Below are 19,044 nucleotides of genomic sequence, written 5' to 3'. Positions count from 1 at the left end.
CCGGTCATCATAAAAACTGAGAGTAACAGGCAACATAGTATTCCCTTTTCAAGTGTTAACCCTCCGACGGTACTTTTCAAATATCCAGCTATAGACCCATAAAAAGGGGGGAGCGACATATGCCAATAGAAGCCCTCCTTTCACAATCATTATTTGCCATTTTTCAGATTCATTCCAGGTAGGCTGGTGCCAAAAGATAATTCCAATAAAAATTAATAATAAAACGACTACATGGGAGCTATGATCCTGTTTTCCCAGCAATTTACTAGAACAAAATACAGAAAAATATACCCAAGGGATCCAGGCTGTGGAAACAACAATCAGATAATGGGCCAATAAAATCATGTCGAAACGTTCCAAAAAGCGAAATTCAATTAATTTAACTAGGTTCAGGACGGGTTGATTATATTCTAATATCCCCTCGGGGCTAAAATAGGCAAAACAGACCATCGTTGTAAATAAATAAAACAACATCGTTATTGTGTTCGCAATTGCGACTCCGAGAACAGCATACTGCTTTTTTTTTAAAAAGGGGTACAAGAAGAATGCAACTTCAAATCCCAAAAAGGAAAAAGTAGTGGTCGGCACTGCTGATAATACAGGTTTCCACCCTTCTTTCAGTAAAGGAAGAAAGTGCAACCAATTTCCATCTCGAAGAGGTATCAAGAAAAAAAGTGGGATCCACATCACCAAATAAAAAGATAGTTCGGAGTATCTGCCTAAAATTCGAATCCCGTTTCGGGCAACTAAAAATGTAGGAATCGAAAATAAAAGTAAAATAATGTAATCAGGGGTTTTAGGCAGGAACCATGACTTGATATACAGGCAGGCATTCACAAGAGTCGAACAAGCGAAAAATGCAAAGTACATCATGTACACCAAGACTACTGCTTTCCCAATTATTTTTCCAAATAATCGTATAAGAATTTCGTAAAGGGTGGCACTTGGATATCTTTCCACCATTTTTACAATTAAAATGTTGGCCATCATGGAAAATATCCATCCTATCAGAATAGCTATCCAACCGTCTGTTCCTGCTTTATCCGCAAGTACACGCGGAAGGGATAGAACACCTGTTCCTACCTGCGCTCCATTAATCAAGAAAATATACTGCATAAGCGTGATTTCATTATAGGCATAATTTTTCATTGTCTCACCTTTTAGTACGATTTCAACCCTAGCGAATCAATCGATTAGGCCCGGTGCCATGAGGGCGTTTTTTCATTGCCTATATGCGGCCATCCTTTTGTTTCTAATCGACAACCTGAAATTTTACCACTTACTAATAGAATGCTATCTCCACCTAAAATAGCATTTTCGACGTCACCCCACGAATAGATGATTTCGACATCTCCTAATGTGACAGGCAGTTCATTATTAGGGTTGAAGAAGCTCTCCATCAAAGGTCTCAAGACGTGAGTATGAATTGTATTTTTATCTGTTGATCCTTTCAAGTACACAAAAGTGGCATCTGTTATTTTAATCCGACGAATGACTAAATCAGGTACTTGAGAAAAGGACGATTGAAGTTTCTCGATATTTTGGGATAAATCAGAAGAAAGGACTTCCTTATCCATATTTTTTTCCGAGAGTTAGAATTATTGTTTATTTGTTGGCATCGAAAAGAATTCAGATCCTTTAAATGCTTCAGAAAATAAACCATCAACTCCGTCCCTTTCCGTATTTACTCTATATTTTTTGGTTTTAGTATGGTTTGTTTATAGGGAAAATATTCTATTCCTCTGGCATCATTGATGTTCGTAAAATACGAGCTAGTTTGGACCTTGTAAGTAGGAAAAAGCAAAAGACAGTCTGAAGGCAAGAATTGTTCGGACAAGCAGGAAGGACAGCAAAGATTTTCCGAATAAAGCAGTGTCGTTTAATACTTAGTTGGAGTGTATTTCATTGTGGAACCACAGTGAATTTTCCCTAATGGGGTACCACCACATGCCCATCAAGTTAAGGCAAATCATTATCCCCATAACGAAAAAAACGCAATCATTTTTTGTAATAAGATGGAAAGGATGGTGCTTTTTGTGTAGTGAGGTTTTAAATGAACTTATTCTTTTTTCTCAAGAATTACAAAGAATTTTGTCCTCACAAGCTCTCCAACAGTTGGCCAAAAAAGTAGCGAGTACTTCCTTGACTCAATTATGTTGTTGTTTAGAATCTTCAACGGGTGTCTTGACGATTAGGTGACCAAAACCCACTAAAAATAAAAGCAGACGAAATCTTTGACGGGAAAATTGAATGTATAGAATAAAATCTTTATTATAGGTTCTGATTCTGGAAAGAATGATCATTTTATTTTAGGGGGTTTTTTTATGAAAGAAGTTATATCACTTCCAGCTGGTCAAACACAGGATATTATTAAAAATTATTTGGTACACGCTCATCCTTATCCAAGACCTTACAAGGAAGCTCAATATATGACATTCCGAAAAATTGGCGGTGTTATGGATACATTATTTAGGTTGAACATGAATTCGTTTTAAAACCAGAAGACCAGGATATTGAAAAACAAATTAGTTATCTGAGCACTGGAAAAAAAGAACGTTTGCTAGGGTATATTCATGAAAGGAAACATACTTTTGGATTCGGAGAAAAGGAAGAATATAAATTTTACATATTAAAAGAAGAAAGGCAATTAAAACAGCTTTCTAAACCTGAAGAGCCAAAACTTCAATCACATACGAATTATACATTTGAAGAAATAACAAGTGGGAAAAGATTGATATCCTGGGATTCCCAAAGAAGTAAAAGGATAAAAAGTAATTAAGAAATTTTAAAAAAGGAAAAAGGAACCAATCTCTTGTTGTTTCGAAAAAGCACTTAATGACATAGAAAAGAGGTTCAACCAATTGGTAATGGAAATGGATAATATAGTTACTAGTAAGTTAAAAGAGTTTGCATTAAATAACGGAAATAAGGTATTTGATAATAAATTTAGTGATATTACTTATAATTCAAGTAACAATAAATTTGATATTATTCTAAATGCAGGTAATATTTACGGTATATTTGTTCAACTAGATAATAAATGTAAAAATTTGTTGTAGGATGAAGTTGCTAATAAAACGAAAATTAAAGATATTAATAGTTTTATTCCTGTTTTTGATAATTGGTATCCTCTGTATTGGGGGAAAGATGTGCAAGGTGCCCAGAGAGTTTCTGCGTATATAAAAGGACATAAAAAGAATGGAAATATTAATATGCCTCAATATGATACTTTAAAAAGGTGAAAATTATTTATGGTTCAATCACTGTAGAAAATTATGTTAAGTTCGAAAAGGATATTATGAAAAAATATGCTCCTCTATTAGGTACATTCCGTAATGGTAGGATGGTTGTCAAGAAGTATTAATTTTTTCTTACATGCAGCAGTAAGTTGACTTCTACTGCTACGTTGTATCCTAAATAATTAAAATTAATATTCTAATATTATTTCGTGTTGACACTTTGTCCTATAAAGAAATTAATAAATAAGGTATTTAATAATCGTGTGGACAATTACATGGCTAGCATTATCTTAATTGGCAATAAACCTTGATAAAACGCCGGTGTGGAGGAATTGGTAGACGCGCACGACTCAAAAAAGTGCCTTTTTCCAAAAAAAATTTGTTAAATCTGGAATACAGAAACCTATAAAACGTAGAATATTAAAACGCTCTGCTGTAAATTGCAGAGCGTTTATGGGCATTTTTTGTTGTTTCAACTTATTTTAGGAATAACCAATATCAAATGTTATATCCGCTTACTTTTACGATTAAATAATCTTCTTACCGGTAAAAATTTATTGTGTTGCTGCTTTAAATGTTCAGAATCCATTTGAATATATTTTCTAGTCGTCTGAATATCAGCATGGTCCAGGATTTTCTGTTACGTGAATAAATCACCGCCGTTTAGAATGTAATTTCTTGCAAATGTATGTCTAAATATATGTGGATGTAGTTTGGGTATTTCCAATTTTTTTTTAACCCATTTAATCTTCTCCTAAAGGCGTCGGCAGTAAAATCATCCCCGTAGGCATTCATAAAGATCCGGCAACCTTCGCTAAAATATTGTTCAGTTTCATCTAAAAGCTGTTTTAACCTTTTGGATATTTCCCGGCTAATTGGTATATCTCTATTCTATCTATTTTTTGCAATTGAGGAAGGAACCAAAAGGGTATTCTGATGGAAGTCAACTTGCTCAGCGGTTAGTGACATTGCTTCATTGATCCGTAACCCCGTGTCTAATAATAGCAACACTAACCTCTTATCTCGCCACTGAGCAAATTGTTTATCATCATATGAATCTAGTATCATATCAATTTCTTCGTCCGATAGCCCTTGGACTTCTTCATGTGCGTCATCTTTAACCAAAGGAATATTCCTAGATGGATTTTTATTAATGATATCTTCCTCAAATAAAAAACGGAAAATTGCTTTTAAATTACGCAAATGAATATTGATGGTATAAACCGATAATCCTTTTTTATTCCTTTCCCGTTGTTCATCACCTGATAGGGGTCACGTTACCAAAAGTGAAAAATTGTACGTTCAGACACAATTTAGACACATTTTATCCAGTTACCTGTACGGTAAGACAAGATATAAAATACGTAAGATTATAATAAATGATGAAAATATATCTTGGTAGAGCTGGCTAGGCCACGTCTATACGCAACCTGCCAACGATTTTAAGAGGCATTTTAGTGTGTAGATGTAGGTATATTTTCTTTCTGTTTCTTATATTCTCTCCATCGACGATAAAAGGTAGCTTCGCTTATATTGGTGATCTTACAGATCTCTTTTATGGGTTTATTCGTGGTTTCATGTAATTCGATTGCATGTTTGACACCGTCATGCCTTAAGGTAAACTTCTGTTTCTTCCCTTTGTATGTCCCTTTCCTTTTTGCAATCGCAATGCCAGCTTGTTGTTTTTCTTTGATCATCGTGCGATCGAGTTCACTAAACGCCGACATAACCGTTAAAATGAATTTTCCTGAAGGAGTTCTCGTATCAATCCCCAGATTCAATATGACCAAATGAATGCCATGTCCTTCTAACTCTTCAATGAGCTCTAACAACTGCTTTGTATTTCTTCCCAGACGATCCATCCTTGTAACAATGAGTGTATCCCCTTTAACTAATCGATTCAGTAGTTGTTGCAATTCCTCTTTCTGATTTTGTACACCTGATACTTTTTCCTGAACAATTCGATCTACGTTTGCATTTCGCAATTGTTCAATTTGTGAATCCAAGTTCTGATCAAACGAAGAAACACGCGCATACCCAAAAATCATAAAATCCCTCCCAAAAACACGTAATCAAAGACAAGTGTATATGATAGTTAGATTGTACAATAAAATCAACACTTGAGCAATCTATCAATAGAGTATACCCTATTGATAGAATAATAGTAATTAGTCACTCAGTCCCTTACATGGATCTGCGCAACTATTCGTGTCAAAAGTGCGCAAAATAAAATGTAAAGTTACAAGCTGAAAAAATTGGTACGAACCAGCGTAACAGAAACGTTCGTTTTTGTTGCGTAATTTAATAGTAAAGGCTACTTTAAAATGACGAAAAAGATTTGAAATTTAACATGAGTTTCATTAAAGGAAATACTTACTCATGCCATTTTTAAATATAGGCAGGGTCTTAGTCACTAGCTCTTCTGGTGAAATAGGTCTTCCATCCTTATTCCATGTGTATGCAGCTCCGTATATACTCCAACTTAGCATAGTAGATAGGGTTGTTACCAATTGTTTATCCTCTAATTCAATGGTATTTTTAGTTCCTTTTAGCATAAGATCAGCTATTAGCTTCTGTAACTCTTCTTTAATTTTACTTTCTATAATAGTTCCTAAAGAGTTATAACCTTTAGGACATAGGTCGCTTAACTCTTTATGGTGATCACACATGGCTAGAAAAATATTTGCAATGACTTTTTCATTGAATCCCTCGTGATCATTTAGTCTTTTTTTCAATTTGTCTATAAAAGTATTGGTGATTGTAGAATGTAATAAATCAAATTTATCGTCAAAGTGCGCATAAAATGTAGCGCGGTTAATAGTAGCCTTTTCTGTGATATCACGTACCGTTATATTGTTGAAATCTTTTTCACTAGCTAACGAAAGAAAAGAGTCTACAATCAATTGTCTTGTACGAAGTATTCTCGGATCTTGTTTTGGCATAATCAATCTGTTCTTCTCCTTTTTAGGTACATAATGGTGTTTAAAAGCGACAATGTTAATAGAGATGTTGTGTAAACAACATATTAGCCATTTTGATGGTTGTTAATAGTTCTTTTTCATCTTATCATCAATTATACAACGCGCGTTGTTTAAATAACACATGTTTTTGTTTGAGGGTGTTGATTCAGCAAAAATTGTAGAGATCATTTAGAATCATACCGAAAATATTGTTCAGATGAAACGTGTAAATTCTTTTAATGAGTATTCAAAAAATGTTTGGGAATAAAAAACATTCATCAAAATCATAAAGGAGACAATTATCATGTCAAAAGTATTATTTGTTAAAGGAACACCTCAAAGTGAGGAGCAATCAAGAAGTACGCAAGTTGCAAGAGCATTTATCAATGAATATAAGGAAGTAAATCCAACGGATGAAATAATTGAGGTGGATGTCTATTATGCAAATGTGCCATTAATTGATGCTGATTTTTTAACTGGACAAAAGAAGTTAAGAAGTGGGGAAGCGCTAACAGATGTTGAAGCACAGAAAGTAGAAGCAGTTAATGCATTCACAAAGCAATTTATGGAAGTAGATAAATACATCATTCAGTCTTCAATGTGGAATTTAGGAATCCAACCGTTATTAAAAGCCTATTTTGATACAATCATGAGTGCTGGAAAAACGTTTAAATATACACCAGAAGGTCCAGAAGGATTGATGAAAGGGAAAAAAGCAATCCATATTCATGGAATGGGAGGGTTTTATTCGCAGGCAATTGGAATGGAGCATTCCGATTCTTACGTGAAAGGTGCGCTAAAGTTTGTTGGGATTGAAGTGGTTCCAACGATTTTTGTTGAAGGTATTGACTATGATCCAACTAAAGAAGAAGAAATTGTTGCTGCAGCAATTGAAAAGGCAAAAGCGGTAGCACGAACTTTTTAAAAAAGAGCATTGGTGGGATTAGTTAAAAAGATTTTTATTAACATAATCCCCTCACAGTAGACTAGTACAAAAAGAACGTTAAATTGTACTTAATATTGGAGGGGATTTTTCTATAGAATCAAGAGGACAAAAATTTAAAAACTATTCTTGCTAAGTAATATCAAATTACGTTATACAATTAAAACTGTCAAGCGTAATAGGGAATAGATAAAACACATTCATCAAAATAATAAAGGGGGAACATATGATGAAAGTAGAAATTTGGTCTGATTTTGTTTGCCCGTTTTGTTATATTGGCAAACGTCAATTTGAAATAGGGTTAGAACAGTTTAAACATAAAGAAGAGGTAGAAGTCTTATTTCGTAATTTTCAATTAGATCCATATGCGAAAAAAAATACAGGAATGGATATCCATCAAGTAGCATCTTCCAAGCATGGTATCCCATATGAAAAAGCAAAAGCAAGAAACAATCAATTGAAACAGAAAGCAAAAGAGGTTGGGTTAGATTATCAATTTGATACAATGATTCCTACGAATTCATATGATGCACTTCGTCTTTCTTATTATGCAAAAGAGAAAGGGAAGATACAGGAGTTTATGGAGCGTATTATGAAAGCTCATCTCACGGATTCACTAGATATCGGTGACCATGCAACACTTGCTCAACTTACAAGTGAGATAGGTCTTGATGGCAACGAAGCTTTGGATGTTTTAGCAAATGATAAATATAGCGAGAATATTGCAGCTGATAGAGCCGAGGGATCAAAAATTGGGATTCAGGGCGTGCCCTTTTTCGTAGTGAATGACAAATATGCCATCTCAGGAGCACAACCTAGCCAAGTATTTTTAGAAATATTACAACGGGTTTGGAAAGAAGAGTACGCGAATGCTAAGGTTGAAGAGCATAAATTAGAGCCGTCGCTCGATGATTATTGTTCAGATGGAACATGTGAATTTTAATGAATATTCAAAAAAAGATACAGAAATCTCAAAAGAATAATATAGTATTTCAAGGCTCCGGTATTGTTGTTCTAAATCTTGAAGTAGTGCCAACATCATTTTGGAATTTTTTATCCTATGCAGATTTTAAGAAGGTAATGGACTGTTTTTGAGTCCGCTAAAGACTTTTCAAAAAGGTTTTAGATTTGTTTTGATGGAACTTTGTTTATGGGGAATAAGTTTCGGAACTAAAAACTATCGATTTTCGGTACATTTTAAACTAACTAATTTTTAGTTCCAAAACACTTGTATTGAACCTAATCGGTGCCTGTGTTATATGACTACATTAAATACCACTTTATAATGAATCGTTTATTTCCAAATAAAAAATCAAAGGGGTTTCGCGATATGAAAAACACAATTTTTCAAGGCACAATAGAGCATTCAGGATTTGTAGTACCCAATATCGAAGTAGCTGTTGAATTCTTCACTAACATTTTGGGTTTTGAAGTCTTGTTCCGGCCAAGACGGATGCAGTTTGAAGACGATAGTTTAAAAAGGTACTTTGGGGTTCACGATAATTCAGTTGTAGAAGGGGCGGCATTTTTGCAATACGGCGGTAGAAAGATCGAACTGGTTCAATGGTCGACGCCAGATCAACAGAATGTTCACCTAAAACCCAGTGATATCGGTGTAGCTCATCTAGCTATTACAGTTACCAATTTAGAAGAGGCTTTGAAATATTTTGCAGAACAGTCTGATGTTAAAGTTAGAGAGCTGAGCCCTCTTGGATTTTTCTATATAACAACTTCATGGGGGATGGAGATTCAAATAATGAAACAGAAGTTTTAACTAAAGACCTTCTACTACGTTAAACTTGGGGCAATGGGGGGAAAGAAGACGAATTCCAACCGTCCCTTCTGCTCTTCCAGAAAGAGTTCCTTCATGTATGCCGCCGTCGGCAAAGTTAATTGATCGGAAAAATGCCCATTGAATTCAATAATTATATTAGCTTTAATCTCTTCGGGTCTAATTCCGAGGAGATTGGCGAGACAAGCTGGATTTACGCAGCGAAAAAGTAAGTTCCAGGAAATTCCGAAATAGAAAAGAAAATAATTACGGTATGACGAATGACGTAATAACCATTCCTTCATTTCATCAATCTTTTCAAGTGAACGAATTGGCTCTTTTGCTCCAGGCTTTCGCCCTCCTTTCGACATGTCAATAACCTCCTAACTTTCTGATGTAAACCATTATATGTAAAACTTAATTACATACATAAGGGGACCATACATATGGCGAGACAAGAACTTCTTACAGAAGCACAACGAAAAGAGTTTTATGATGTTCCAGAGTATGTAAGTGATCGCGATGCGATCAGGTACTATACGCTTTCCGATGAAGAATTAAATATTATCTACAAACAGCGTGGTGCTGCAAATCGATTGGGCTTTGCTATTCAAATTGCTTATTTAAGTTTCCCAGGTCGCTCTTTAACACCTGGAGAGAAAATTCCAGAGTATCTCGTGCGTATTATCGCCAATCAGCTTGGGATTGTGCCTTCTGCTATATATAACTATGCACAAGGGCGTGATGTAACACGACGGGAACATCTTAGTAAAATTCGAAAAGAGTTTCATTTTCGCACTTTCACAATTCGAGAATACAGAGAATTAGCACAATGGCTTCTTCCGACTGCAATGGGAACTGATAAAGGTTATTTACTAGTGAAGGCCCTTATTATGGAAATGCGCAAGCGAAAGATTATTTTGCCTGCTATATATGCAGTGGAACATTTAGCATGGTCGGTTCGTGAACGGGCACAAAGACGGACATTCAAACAACTGGTGCAAGGTCTTTCCCCTCATCAAGAGTGGCAATTGGATAAATTACTGCTTGTGAGTCAATCAGGGAAACAATCTGACTTATCCTGGCTTCGCCAGCCGCCTGGCGTTGTTTCTATTAAAAACTTTCATGAACTGATGGATCGATTGGAGTATATTCAAAAGCTAGCTCTACCATTAGACAACGGACGGGAAATACATCAGAATCGATTGTTGCAAATGGCACGTGAAGGCTCACGTTATTCTGCTCAGCATCTCTCCAGGTTTCATACCTTAAAACGACATGCCACCTTAATGGCATTCCTCATTCACATTTATGCATTTTTGACAGACCAGGGGCTACATATGAGTGAGAAACTAATTGGAAGAATCTTTAATCGTGGAGAGAAAGTACATAAGGAAAATTTTCAGAAAGATGGTAAGGCTATTAATGAAAAAGTGCGGCTGTATGCAAAAGTAGGAAAAGCGTTAATTGAAGCAAAAGAAGCGAATTTGGATCCATTTGAATCCTTACAATCTATTATTCCGTGGGAGCAATTTATCCAAACCGTGGAACAGGCGGAAACATTATCACGACCAGTAGAGTTTGATTTTCTAGATCTTTTGGATAATCATTATGGGCAATTGCGTAAATTCGCACCACGGTTACTGAGAACTTATACTTTTAAGGCATCTCATGCGAGTCAATCTCTCTTTCAAGCTATTGAACTATTACGGGAAGCGAATCGTTCAAAGAAACGGAAAATCCCTGAAATAGCTCCCACAAGTTTTATCAAGCAAAAATGGACTAAACATGTATTTAAAGAAGATGGCATTGACCGTCATTATTATGAGTTCAGTGTACTATCAGAGTTATGTAATCATCTTCGGTCTGGCGATATGTGGGTGACAGGTAGTAAACAATACAAAGACTTCGAAGAGTATCTCTTACCTCCGTCCAAATGGAATGCGGTGAAACAAACAGATGGAATTCCTTTGACCATTCCAACCAAAGTAGATCAGTATCTACAAGAGCGAATGGAACAGATGGAAGAGCAAATCAAGCAGGTAAGCTATCTCGTGGAAACACAACAGTTACGGGATGCTACGGTATATGCAAATAAAATTCAGGTGAAATCCTTAGCAAAGGTGGTTCCGGATGAAGTTAAGGATATAACAAGACTGATTTATGATGTATTGCCACGTATAAAACTAACGGAATTACTGATAGAGGTGGATCGTTGGACGGAATTTAGTAAATATTTTGTTCATCTTCATACAGGAGCACAACCAAAAGAGAAGTCTGTGTTATTTGCGGCCATTATGGCGGATGGAATTAACCTAGGTCTTACCAAAATGGCGGATGCTTGCCCCAATATCTCGTATGCGCAATTGGCTTGGATATCTGATTGGTATATCCGGGATGATAGCTATAACAAAGCACTTGGGGCCATTGCAAATTTCCATAACAAGCAGCCGTATTCTTCTTACTGGGGAGATGGATCCACCTCCTCTTCTGACGGTCAATACTTTCGAGCTGGAGGCACCTCAAGTCCACTAGCACAGGTGAATGCAAAGTACGGTCGAGATCCAGGTGTGAGTTTTTATAGTCATATCTCAGATCAATATGATCCTTTTTATGTCCAAGTTATTAGTTCCTCTGAAGAAGCACCACATATTATTGACGGTTTGCTTTATCATGAAACAGATTTACAGATTGAGGAGCATTATACAGATGCAGCGGGCTTTGTAGATCATGTTTTTGCCATGTGTCATATGCTAGGATTTCGGTTTTCCCCTCGAATTAAAACAGTGAAGAATAACAATCTTTATACATTTAATCGATCCTTACAAACACCGTTAAATTTTATGATTGGTGGAACCATCCAAGTTAAAAAGATCAAGGAACATTGGGACGATTTATTACGATTAACAAGTTCTGTCCGGATCGGAACTGTCACAGCTTCTCTTATATTAAAGAAGCTTGCTTCTTACCCTCGTCAAAATGGACTATCAGTGGCTTTACGTGAAATGGGACGTATTGAAAGGAGCCTATACACACTGAAATGGATCCAAAGTCCTGAACACCGGAGACGAGTACAAATAGGACTAAACAAAGGAGAAGCGAAACATGCGTTGGCCCGTGCTGTATTTTTTAATCAGTTAGGCGAGGTACGAGACCGCTCGTATGAAGATCAGTTACATCGAGCAAGTGGCCTTCAACTTATTGTTTCAGCTATTGTATCTTGGAACACGGTATACATTGAACGAGCAATCGAAATGTTACGTTCAAAAGGTATGGAGATTCCAGAGGCATACTTGCAGCACATATCCCCGTTGGGCTGGGAGCATATTACGCTAACGGGAGATTATGTGTGGAACCTAAAACAGGATGGAACTGTTAATCAATTAAGACCACTACGGGTCAAAAAGTAAGAGAATGAACAAAAGCCGGTTCCTTAACCTTAACGTACAGGGAATCGGCTAAAATGTGTCTAAATTGTGTCTAAACGTACAGTTTTTCACTTTTGGTGACGTGACCCCTGATAAGGTAAACGGTCATTTTTTAGATAGTTAATATAATCCCGTAAAATTGAACTTTTGATTTCATCAATGTATTCAATATCTGGATTTAACCAATCCCGGAAATATCGAACTGTATCATAATAACCTTTGATGGTACTGTTCCGTAATCTCTCTGCCTCCTTTGCTTTAATAAAGATTTCGACAGCGTCATGGAGTGTATATCGGTCATCCGGTGTATGTCTGTCATGACGAATCTGTCGGACCCTCGTTTGATTTTTTTTGTCCTCTTTGTGCAACAAATGTACGTCACATAAGTAATTATGCCCTCTATTTTGGTAGATGTGTCCTATAATTACAAAATTTGGTGTCCTACAGTGTGGCGAAAAAAACAACAAAAAAACGCTGATTCTCCGCTACATCTCAACCATCATAAAACAACGGTTAAATAGCGTTAAATCAGCGTTTTCAGGTTTTTGTACGTCCCGAAGAGGATTCGAACCTCCGACCTACAGTTTAGAAAACTTTACGATATGTAATCGCAGTGTCAAACGTTATGTCACCGCATTGTCATTCGGATTGATTGACCGATAGTGTCAGCGGATTGTCAATACGTGTCGATTATAGTTTAGCGTCACCCTAACCAGTGGCGTTTTTTATTAAATTAAAAAAGCGCCAATACTGACGCTATTTTAGGGATCCGAACATTTTGGCCACTTACAATACACTTTTCCCAATATAATTTATGTAACCGTGTCAAATTCGGTATGGTTAAGTAAGGAAACTTCGCTTTTATATTAATGCGAAACGCATGTTCGTGATATAATAAACGCGAGAAGGAGCGGTAAATATGTCCGAATTTACTATCGCGAATGCGATCTGCCATTCGAATGGTTCGCTTATTTTCTATTTGAAAGGGATAAATTCTATGTTTGTTCCGATAACCAAAAGATGACCCGAACATTTGGCCAATATGCTATGGAAGGATTGAGGGTCAGTTTCTAAAAAAATTTTTGAAAACGAATACTCTCTCTATTCCATTTTTAAGGAGGTTTCCATATGATTGGTGTTATTCGTGTATTTACAACGAGCGACTCGACCATTCTCAATCAGACCCAGTACCAGCGTTGCTGTAACCAGGGGCAAAGTGGACATAGTTTAAGCACCGCTTGCCCCATTGGTTACAGTTAGTCTCTTTATTGTTTTGTATCTTACGATACAGAGTTATTCTAGAGATACCAGCTTTATCTGCAGCATCCGTACGATTCATCCTTTGTTCCAAAAGGTACAAGGTATAATTAACCTTTTACTCATCAGTTTTCGGTCTTCCAGGATGTTTCCCTCGTTTCCTTGCAGCCTGAACCCCTTCCTTTGTACGTTCAGAGGTTAAATCTCTTTCAAATTGAGCAATTCCAGCGAAATTGGTAAACAACATTTTTCCATGTGCTGTGGTTGTATCCCGTCATGATTCCTTTAGGCTTTTCAAGTGTGCTCCTTTTTGAGAAATTAGTTTCCGTGATCTCAATCAGATCTTTTGTAGAACGTGGCAATGGAGTTAGATCTGTTAAACTACCGTATCTTACGGACGAAGAAACTCTAACATACGATCCAACTCCCGTCGGTTCCGTTTTGTTCAAGTTACTTTTAATGCGATTGCATCCAAATTCTTCAAGTTGAACTTTTGACAATCTAAATTTTGTTCTTATGTAGAAACACGCATATAGCCAAACTTCATATTCTTTTTTTAACCATAAACGAAAGTTTTTTGTACTTATATACAGATTCTTATGTATCAAGCGATTCAGTCTTAATGTATAAAGTCTGCGAAATGTTGGCGATACCTCAATTGCAGCAAAAAAATTCAAGGCCGGTGGCAAGGAAGAACTTCTAAATGCGAGGAATATTTATTTTAATTAGTATATTGCATATTATCAGAAATCTTGTTATATTATACCTAACTAAATTAGTTAGGTGGAATGTTGATGACGAAAAATAAAATTAAAGAAGTTGCTTACAGGCATTTAGTTGAGAAGGGGTATGAGCGCACGACCCTTTCTAGCATCGCTAAAGAGGTTGGGATTAAGACCCCGTCCATTTATGCCTTTTATAAAAGTAAAGAAGATCTATTTATAGCAGTATACAAAGATCTGTTGCAAGATAATCACCGTCACATTAAAAGTTCAATTGACAACCTATCAAATGGAACGGTCAAAGAAAAGCTCTATCAAATATTAAAAGCGATATGTGATTATCACTTAAGTGAACCTGAAAAAACGGCAGCCTATATGAAATTTACCTTTTTCCTTCCTCCGACTTTGAATGATGAAGTAAGAAAAACGTTTAGTGAGATAGAAGATATGCTTAGTCAGATGCTTAAAGGTATCTTTTCAGAGGGAATTAGACAGGGAGTGTTAAAAAATCAACCTATTGATGATTTAATTGCCTCCTTTCTATGTTTAATGGACGGGATCTTTTTGGAGTTACTCTATCATTCTCAGGAAGAGAAATTTAAAAGACGGGTGGAGCAAACTTGGAGCATTTATTGGAACGGAATTTATAACGATTAAGAATAAGCAGTAAACTCTGACGAAAGTAAAAAGTCTTTGGCAAAAACAATTTGATACTATGAAAAGGGGGCTGCTCTATGAAAGAGGAAAAGGTTATTTCAGATTTTGCAAGGGAGGCCGTACCAAAGGAATTACGAAGGTCTTGGTTATCGATGTTTTTCGTATCGTGCGCTATTGGCGTGGATTTATCTTCGGTAATTTTAGGAGCGGAATTAGCAAATGGAATGCAGTTAAATCAAGCGATCTTATCAGTTTTTATCGGATCGCTTCTTCTTGCCATTTTATGCACGACTTGTGGAATTGTCGGTTCTTACACCAATCTATCTACATCAATGATCACAAAGTATGTATTTGGTAAATATGGTGCTAAAGTGTTTTCTCTGATCCTTGGAACATCCTTACTTGGGTGGTTTGGGGTCCAAGTTGGTTTTTTTGCCACTAACGCACACACGGTTTTACAAGATGCCTTTCACCTATCCATTAATGTTAAGGTCCTTTCTGTAATTGGTGGTTTACTGATGATGACTACGGCTATTTTTGGGTACCGGGCTATTGAGAAATTAAGTGTATGGTCTGTACCGCTAATATTAGGATTAATGCTACTTGCCTTATTTTTAACACTGAAAAGCCACTCATTGCCTGCGAGTGTTCCGAAAGCTGGAGAATTTACATTTGGTAGTGCAATTTCGCTTGTCATCAGTATTTTTATTGTAGGCGCAACGACGCAACCTGATATTACCCGCTGGTCAAAAAGCAGGAAGGATGCTATCATTGCCACCTTTTTCGGTATTTTCATAGGGAATAGCATTATGATTGTCCTTGCCATTTTAATGTTGGAGGCAATGGGGACAAATAATATAATGAAAATTTTTATCACGCTTGGCCTAGCAATTCCGGGAGTACTCGTATTAACACTTGCACAATGGACGTCGAATACAACGAATTTATATTCTTCTTCGCTAGGTTTTTCGTTGATTTTTATGAAAGTTCGTAAAGAATTGTTAACGATTATTTTAGGTATCATTTCAACGATGCTAGCTGTCCTGGGTATTTACGAACAATTTATTTCATTTTTAGATATTTTGGCGATCGTGATTGCACCGATTGGCGGCATTTATGTAGCTGAATTCTTTTTAGTTAAAAAAGAGTTCAAGCGTTATGACCAAAAAATGAAAGCGCAACCAGTTGTAACTCGATCGATCATTTCATGGATAGTAGGAATGCTTATTACATATTTGACATCCGCACAGCCGTTAGGATTATCTTTATTTTCGCTTACTAGTATTTCTTCCCTTGATGGCTTTTTAACCGGGTTCATTGTACAAGCAGTGTTAGGAAAACTATTGAAACACAAGGATTCATTTCAACAAGTGAATATCAATACTGGAAAGAGAGAGGAGTTTGGAGAATGAGATATATAGATGAACAGACAATTGAAAAAATCGCATTAGGTGCAGCCGTTTTAGGAACAGGTGGCGGCGGAGATCCCTATATTGGGAAATTGATGGCGAAAGAAGCTATTCGAAAATATGGACCTGTGAAATTAATTTCATTAGATGAATTAGAGGACGATCAATTGGTAGTAACTGTATCTGGGATGGGTGCTCCAACTGTCGTAATTGAAAAAATACCGTCAGAACATGAAATGACAGCACCATTTGAAACGTTAGAAAAAGTGCTGGGAAGAAAAATCGATGTGGTAATGCCAATTGAAGTAGGGGGAATCAACTCTTTATTTCCAATTATCGCAGCTGCTAAAAAAGGTTTACCAATGTTAGATGCGGATGCGATGGGACGTGCGTTTCCAGAAGCTCAAATGGTGACCTTCTATTTGGAAGGTTTTGACCCATCACCTGTTACAATGGCAGATGATAAAGGAAACACAGTCGTTTTGTATCCACAAGATGGAATGTGGACAGAACGATTATCACGTGCTCTCACGATTGAAATGGGAGGAAGCTCATCTGTTTGCGAGTATAGTCTGTTTGGAAAGGATGTCAAGACATCTGTTATCCCTGATACACTTTCTTTGGTTGAACGAATTGGTGAATTTTTGTTAGATAATCAAATGAAAGAACATGTAAGAATCAATAAAATGTTAGAGGAATTAAATGGATATCGTTTGTTTGAAGGGAAAATTGCGGACATTGAACGGAGGCTTAGTGGAGGCTTTACAATAGGTAGTGCAAAGTTGGACGGTAGTCGTAATGAGCAAGGGAAAACATTTACTATCTATTTTCAAAACGAGTATTTAGTAGCGAAAGAAGGCGAGCATCTATTATGTTCTACACCAGATTTAATTGCTGTATTAGATGTAGAAACCGGTTTTCCAATTACGACAGAACGTATGAAATATGGTGCACGTGTTGTAGTCGTTGCATTTCCTTGCCATGATAAATGGAGAACTCTAAAAGGAATTGAAACAGCAGGACCTCGTTATTTTGGGTACGATTTTGATTATAAACCAGTAGAAGTTCTACGGAAGGAGAGAAGATAATGTATCGTTTAGGAGTAGATGTTGGAGGAACTAATACAGATGCAGCTTTACTAGACGAGTATTTACAAGTCATTCATACGGTTAAAGTACCAACTACAAAAGATGTAGAAAGTGGGATCTTTGAAGCCATCGCAAAAGTGGTAAAAGAAAGCAGAATAGAGCGTAGTGATATTGGATATGCCATGCTCGGAACAACGCATTGTACGAATGCGGTTGTTGAGCGGAAGCGTCTAAATAAAGTAGGTGTCATACGGATTGGGAGGCCGGCAACGACTTCTATCCCGCCATTCACCGACTGGCCAAAGGAACTGAGAGAAAAAGTCGAAGTTGCATCCACGATTATTTCAGGCGGGTACGAGTTTGACGGAAGGTTAATCAGCGAATTAAAAAAAGAAGAAGTCGTTCAATTTTGCAGAGAAATAAAGGAAACTGTGGAAAGCATTGCGATATCGGGTGTATTTTCCCCAGTCAATAAAGAACAAGAACAAGTCGTTGCAAAATGGGCAAAAGAAGAGCTTGGTGATATTCCTGTTTCGCTTTCGCATGAAATTGGCAGCATTGGTTTATTAGAACGCGAAAATGCGACCATTTTAAATGCGGCATTAATGACAACTGGCAAAATGATTGTGATTGGATTCGCTAAGGCTCTAAAAGAACTCGATATTGAAGCAGAAATGTTCTTCAGTCAAAACGATGGAACGCTCATGAATGAGTCTTATGCTCTTCGTTATCCTATTTTAACGATGGGATGCGGCCCAACTAACTCGATTCGAGGATCGGCTCATTTATCAGGTTTGCGAGATGCGATGGTACTTGATGTTGGTGGAACGACAAGTGATATTGGTGTTTTATCAAACGGGTTTCCGAGGCAGTCGTCTTTATCCGTTAATATTGGTGGAGTAAACACAAATTTTCGGATGCCTGATATTTTAGCCATTGCTTTAGGCGGAGGTACACGTATTTGTAAAACAAACGGTAGTTTTACAATTGGACCGGATAGTGTTGGCTATGAAATAACGAAAAAAGCGATTCTTTTTGGCGGTGAAGAACTTACTACCTCAGATATTGTCACTCGTTTAGGACGTGCATTTGAAGGTCATCAGGAACAAGTCGATTTTCTGTCAATGGGCTTCTGTAAGCAAGTATTTGCCAAAATGACAGAGATGCTGGAAGAAGCGATTGATCAGATGAAAACAAGCTCTAAAGATATCCCACTTATTTTATCAGGTGGTGGAAGTATTATTGTAACTGATTCATTAAAAGGAATATCGAATGTTATTTGCCCTGATCATTATGATGCAGCGAATGCGATTGGCGCAGCTCTTGGCCATGTGAGTGGAGAAATAGAAAGAATTTATAGTTTGGACCGGATGAGACGAGAAGAAGCGATCGAAGACGCTAAAAGACTTGCTGCTAAAGAAGCAATGAGAGCAGGAGCAGATGAAAGCACCGTGTCCATTGTTTCGGTCGAAGATATTCCGCTCGCCTATCTGCCGGGGAACGCGTTATTTATTCGCGTCAAGGCGGTTGGGGATCTCGTTAGTTCCCTCAAAGTGTGATTTATGGGTAG

17 protein-coding genes and 2 pseudogenes are annotated in these 19,044 nt (G+C 36.9%); 11 read left to right on the top strand and 8 right to left on the bottom strand.

The window, feature by feature from the left end; all coding sequences use genetic code 11:
- Window positions 1-48: 48 nt before the first annotated feature.
- The gene (locus RCG21_RS21480) at window positions 49-1,149 is read right to left on the bottom strand and encodes a GerAB/ArcD/ProY family transporter (RefSeq protein ID WP_308913751.1); all 1,101 of its coding nucleotides are present in this window, start codon (window positions 1,147-1,149) and stop codon (window positions 49-51) included.
- A gap of 44 nt (window positions 1,150-1,193) precedes the next feature.
- Window positions 1,194-1,577, bottom strand: coding sequence for a spore germination protein (locus RCG21_RS21475; protein ID WP_133338794.1), 384 nt, complete (start codon window positions 1,575-1,577; stop codon window positions 1,194-1,196).
- A gap of 457 nt (window positions 1,578-2,034) precedes the next feature.
- Here RCG21_RS21475 and RCG21_RS33615 point away from each other — a divergent pair.
- The 3 genes and pseudogenes from RCG21_RS33615 to RCG21_RS21465 form a co-directional block, all read left to right on the top strand.
- Window positions 2,035-2,187: pseudogene (locus RCG21_RS33615) on the top strand (IS4 family transposase); the annotation flags it as partial.
- Between the two features lie 137 nt (window positions 2,188-2,324).
- Window positions 2,325-2,495: a hypothetical protein gene (locus RCG21_RS21470; protein ID WP_165976367.1), complete on the top strand. Its 171-nt coding sequence runs from the start codon at window positions 2,325-2,327 to the stop codon at window positions 2,493-2,495.
- Window positions 2,496-2,861: 366 nt separating this feature from the next.
- A complete protein-coding gene (locus RCG21_RS21465) occupies window positions 2,862-3,059 on the top strand; it encodes a hypothetical protein (protein ID WP_133338796.1) in 198 nt (65 codons plus the stop codon).
- A gap of 1,071 nt (window positions 3,060-4,130) precedes the next feature.
- Here the strand turns inward: RCG21_RS21465 and RCG21_RS21460 are convergent.
- From RCG21_RS21460 to RCG21_RS21450, 3 genes are all read right to left on the bottom strand, one after another.
- Window positions 4,131-4,364 (bottom strand): tyrosine-type recombinase/integrase, encoded by a 234-nt coding sequence (locus tag RCG21_RS21460; protein WP_308913750.1) that lies wholly within the window; start codon window positions 4,362-4,364, stop codon window positions 4,131-4,133.
- 329 nt (window positions 4,365-4,693) lie between these two features.
- On the bottom strand, window positions 4,694-5,287 hold the full coding sequence (locus tag RCG21_RS21455) for a recombinase family protein (RefSeq protein WP_133338800.1): 594 nt from the start codon (window positions 5,285-5,287) through the stop codon (window positions 4,694-4,696).
- 312 nt (window positions 5,288-5,599) lie between these two features.
- Window positions 5,600-6,181: a TetR/AcrR family transcriptional regulator gene (locus tag RCG21_RS21450; RefSeq protein ID WP_133338884.1), complete on the bottom strand. Its 582-nt coding sequence runs from the start codon at window positions 6,179-6,181 to the stop codon at window positions 5,600-5,602.
- Window positions 6,182-6,503: 322 nt separating this feature from the next.
- On the opposite strand from RCG21_RS21450, the gene RCG21_RS21445 reads away from it, so the two are divergent.
- The 3 genes from RCG21_RS21445 to RCG21_RS21435 all read left to right on the top strand — a co-directional run bounded on the left by RCG21_RS21445 (window position 6,504) and on the right by RCG21_RS21435 (window position 8,916).
- Window positions 6,504-7,124, top strand: a complete 621-nt coding sequence (locus RCG21_RS21445) for an FMN-dependent NADH-azoreductase (protein ID WP_133338802.1) — start codon at window positions 6,504-6,506, stop codon at window positions 7,122-7,124.
- A gap of 247 nt (window positions 7,125-7,371) precedes the next feature.
- Entirely contained in the window at window positions 7,372-8,085 is a 714-nt protein-coding gene (locus tag RCG21_RS21440; RefSeq protein ID WP_133338804.1) for a DsbA family oxidoreductase, read from the top strand.
- Between the two features lie 387 nt (window positions 8,086-8,472).
- Window positions 8,473-8,916, top strand: a complete 444-nt coding sequence (locus RCG21_RS21435; protein ID WP_133338806.1) for a VOC family protein — start codon at window positions 8,473-8,475, stop codon at window positions 8,914-8,916.
- A gap of 14 nt (window positions 8,917-8,930) precedes the next feature.
- On the opposite strand, the gene RCG21_RS33610 is transcribed toward RCG21_RS21435, so the two are convergent.
- Window positions 8,931-9,284, bottom strand: a complete 354-nt coding sequence (locus tag RCG21_RS33610) for a hypothetical protein (RefSeq protein WP_372512721.1) — start codon at window positions 9,282-9,284, stop codon at window positions 8,931-8,933.
- 75 nt (window positions 9,285-9,359) lie between these two features.
- Here RCG21_RS33610 and RCG21_RS21425 point away from each other — a divergent pair, with 75 nt between their 5' ends.
- Window positions 9,360-12,323 (top strand): Tn3 family transposase, encoded by a 2,964-nt coding sequence (locus RCG21_RS21425; RefSeq protein ID WP_308913748.1) that lies wholly within the window; start codon window positions 9,360-9,362, stop codon window positions 12,321-12,323.
- 86 nt (window positions 12,324-12,409) lie between these two features.
- On the opposite strand, the gene RCG21_RS21420 is transcribed toward RCG21_RS21425, so the two are convergent.
- Entirely contained in the window at window positions 12,410-12,712 is a 303-nt protein-coding gene (locus tag RCG21_RS21420; RefSeq protein ID WP_165976369.1) for a site-specific integrase, read from the bottom strand.
- A 1,004-nt stretch (window positions 12,713-13,716) separates the two neighbouring features.
- Window positions 13,717-13,857, bottom strand: a pseudogene (locus RCG21_RS33600) (recombinase family protein); the annotation flags it as partial.
- A gap of 535 nt (window positions 13,858-14,392) precedes the next feature.
- On the opposite strand from RCG21_RS33600, the gene RCG21_RS21410 reads away from it, so the two are divergent.
- From RCG21_RS21410 to RCG21_RS21395, 4 genes are all read left to right on the top strand, one after another.
- Complete coding sequence (locus tag RCG21_RS21410) at window positions 14,393-14,977, top strand: TetR/AcrR family transcriptional regulator (RefSeq protein WP_165976370.1); 585 nt, start codon at window positions 14,393-14,395, stop codon at window positions 14,975-14,977.
- Between the two features lie 77 nt (window positions 14,978-15,054).
- Window positions 15,055-16,389 carry a cytosine permease gene (locus RCG21_RS21405; RefSeq protein ID WP_308913747.1) on the top strand — a complete coding sequence of 445 codons (1,335 nt, stop codon included), beginning with the start codon at window positions 15,055-15,057 and terminating at the stop codon, window positions 16,387-16,389.
- Window positions 16,386-17,474: an S-methyl thiohydantoin desulfurase family protein gene (locus tag RCG21_RS21400; RefSeq protein ID WP_308913746.1), complete on the top strand. Its 1,089-nt coding sequence runs from the start codon at window positions 16,386-16,388 to the stop codon at window positions 17,472-17,474. The genes RCG21_RS21405 and RCG21_RS21400 overlap by 4 nt, the downstream gene beginning before the upstream one ends.
- Window positions 17,474-19,033: an ROK family protein gene (locus tag RCG21_RS21395; RefSeq protein ID WP_308913745.1), complete on the top strand. Its 1,560-nt coding sequence runs from the start codon at window positions 17,474-17,476 to the stop codon at window positions 19,031-19,033. Before RCG21_RS21400 ends, RCG21_RS21395 begins: the two co-directional genes overlap by 1 nt.
- Window positions 19,034-19,044: the final 11 nt, after the last annotated feature.

It is taken from the genome of Bacillus salipaludis (assembly GCF_030938565.1).
GTDB lineage: Bacteria > Bacillota > Bacilli > Bacillales > Cytobacillaceae > Neobacillus > Neobacillus salipaludis_A.
The sequence above is the reverse complement of the archived record's forward strand: the minus strand, read 5'-3'. Positions and strand labels throughout refer to the sequence as shown.

Excerpts from the sequence above, each read along its gene's own strand:
- RCG21_RS21480 (WP_308913751.1), bottom strand. The coding sequence starts at position 1,149 with ATGAAAAATTATGCCTATAATGAAATCACGCTTATGCAGTATATTTTC.
- RCG21_RS21475 (WP_133338794.1), bottom strand. The coding sequence starts at position 1,577 with ATGGATAAGGAAGTCCTTTCTTCTGATTTATCCCAAAATATCGAGAAA.
- RCG21_RS21470 (WP_165976367.1), top strand. The coding sequence starts at position 2,325 with ATGAAAGAAGTTATATCACTTCCAGCTGGTCAAACACAGGATATTATT.
- RCG21_RS21455 (WP_133338800.1), bottom strand. The coding sequence starts at position 5,287 with ATGATTTTTGGGTATGCGCGTGTTTCTTCGTTTGATCAGAACTTGGAT.
- RCG21_RS21450 (WP_133338884.1), bottom strand. The coding sequence starts at position 6,181 with ATGCCAAAACAAGATCCGAGAATACTTCGTACAAGACAATTGATTGTA.
- RCG21_RS21445 (WP_133338802.1), top strand. The coding sequence starts at position 6,504 with ATGTCAAAAGTATTATTTGTTAAAGGAACACCTCAAAGTGAGGAGCAA.
- RCG21_RS21440 (WP_133338804.1), top strand. The coding sequence starts at position 7,372 with ATGAAAGTAGAAATTTGGTCTGATTTTGTTTGCCCGTTTTGTTATATT.
- RCG21_RS21435 (WP_133338806.1), top strand. The coding sequence starts at position 8,473 with ATGAAAAACACAATTTTTCAAGGCACAATAGAGCATTCAGGATTTGTA.
- RCG21_RS33610 (WP_372512721.1), bottom strand. The coding sequence starts at position 9,284 with ATGTCGAAAGGAGGGCGAAAGCCTGGAGCAAAAGAGCCAATTCGTTCA.
- RCG21_RS21425 (WP_308913748.1), top strand. The coding sequence starts at position 9,360 with ATGGCGAGACAAGAACTTCTTACAGAAGCACAACGAAAAGAGTTTTAT.
- RCG21_RS21410 (WP_165976370.1), top strand. The coding sequence starts at position 14,393 with ATGACGAAAAATAAAATTAAAGAAGTTGCTTACAGGCATTTAGTTGAG.
- RCG21_RS21405 (WP_308913747.1), top strand. The coding sequence starts at position 15,055 with ATGAAAGAGGAAAAGGTTATTTCAGATTTTGCAAGGGAGGCCGTACCA.
- RCG21_RS21400 (WP_308913746.1), top strand. The coding sequence starts at position 16,386 with ATGAGATATATAGATGAACAGACAATTGAAAAAATCGCATTAGGTGCA.
- RCG21_RS21395 (WP_308913745.1), top strand. The coding sequence starts at position 17,474 with ATGTATCGTTTAGGAGTAGATGTTGGAGGAACTAATACAGATGCAGCT.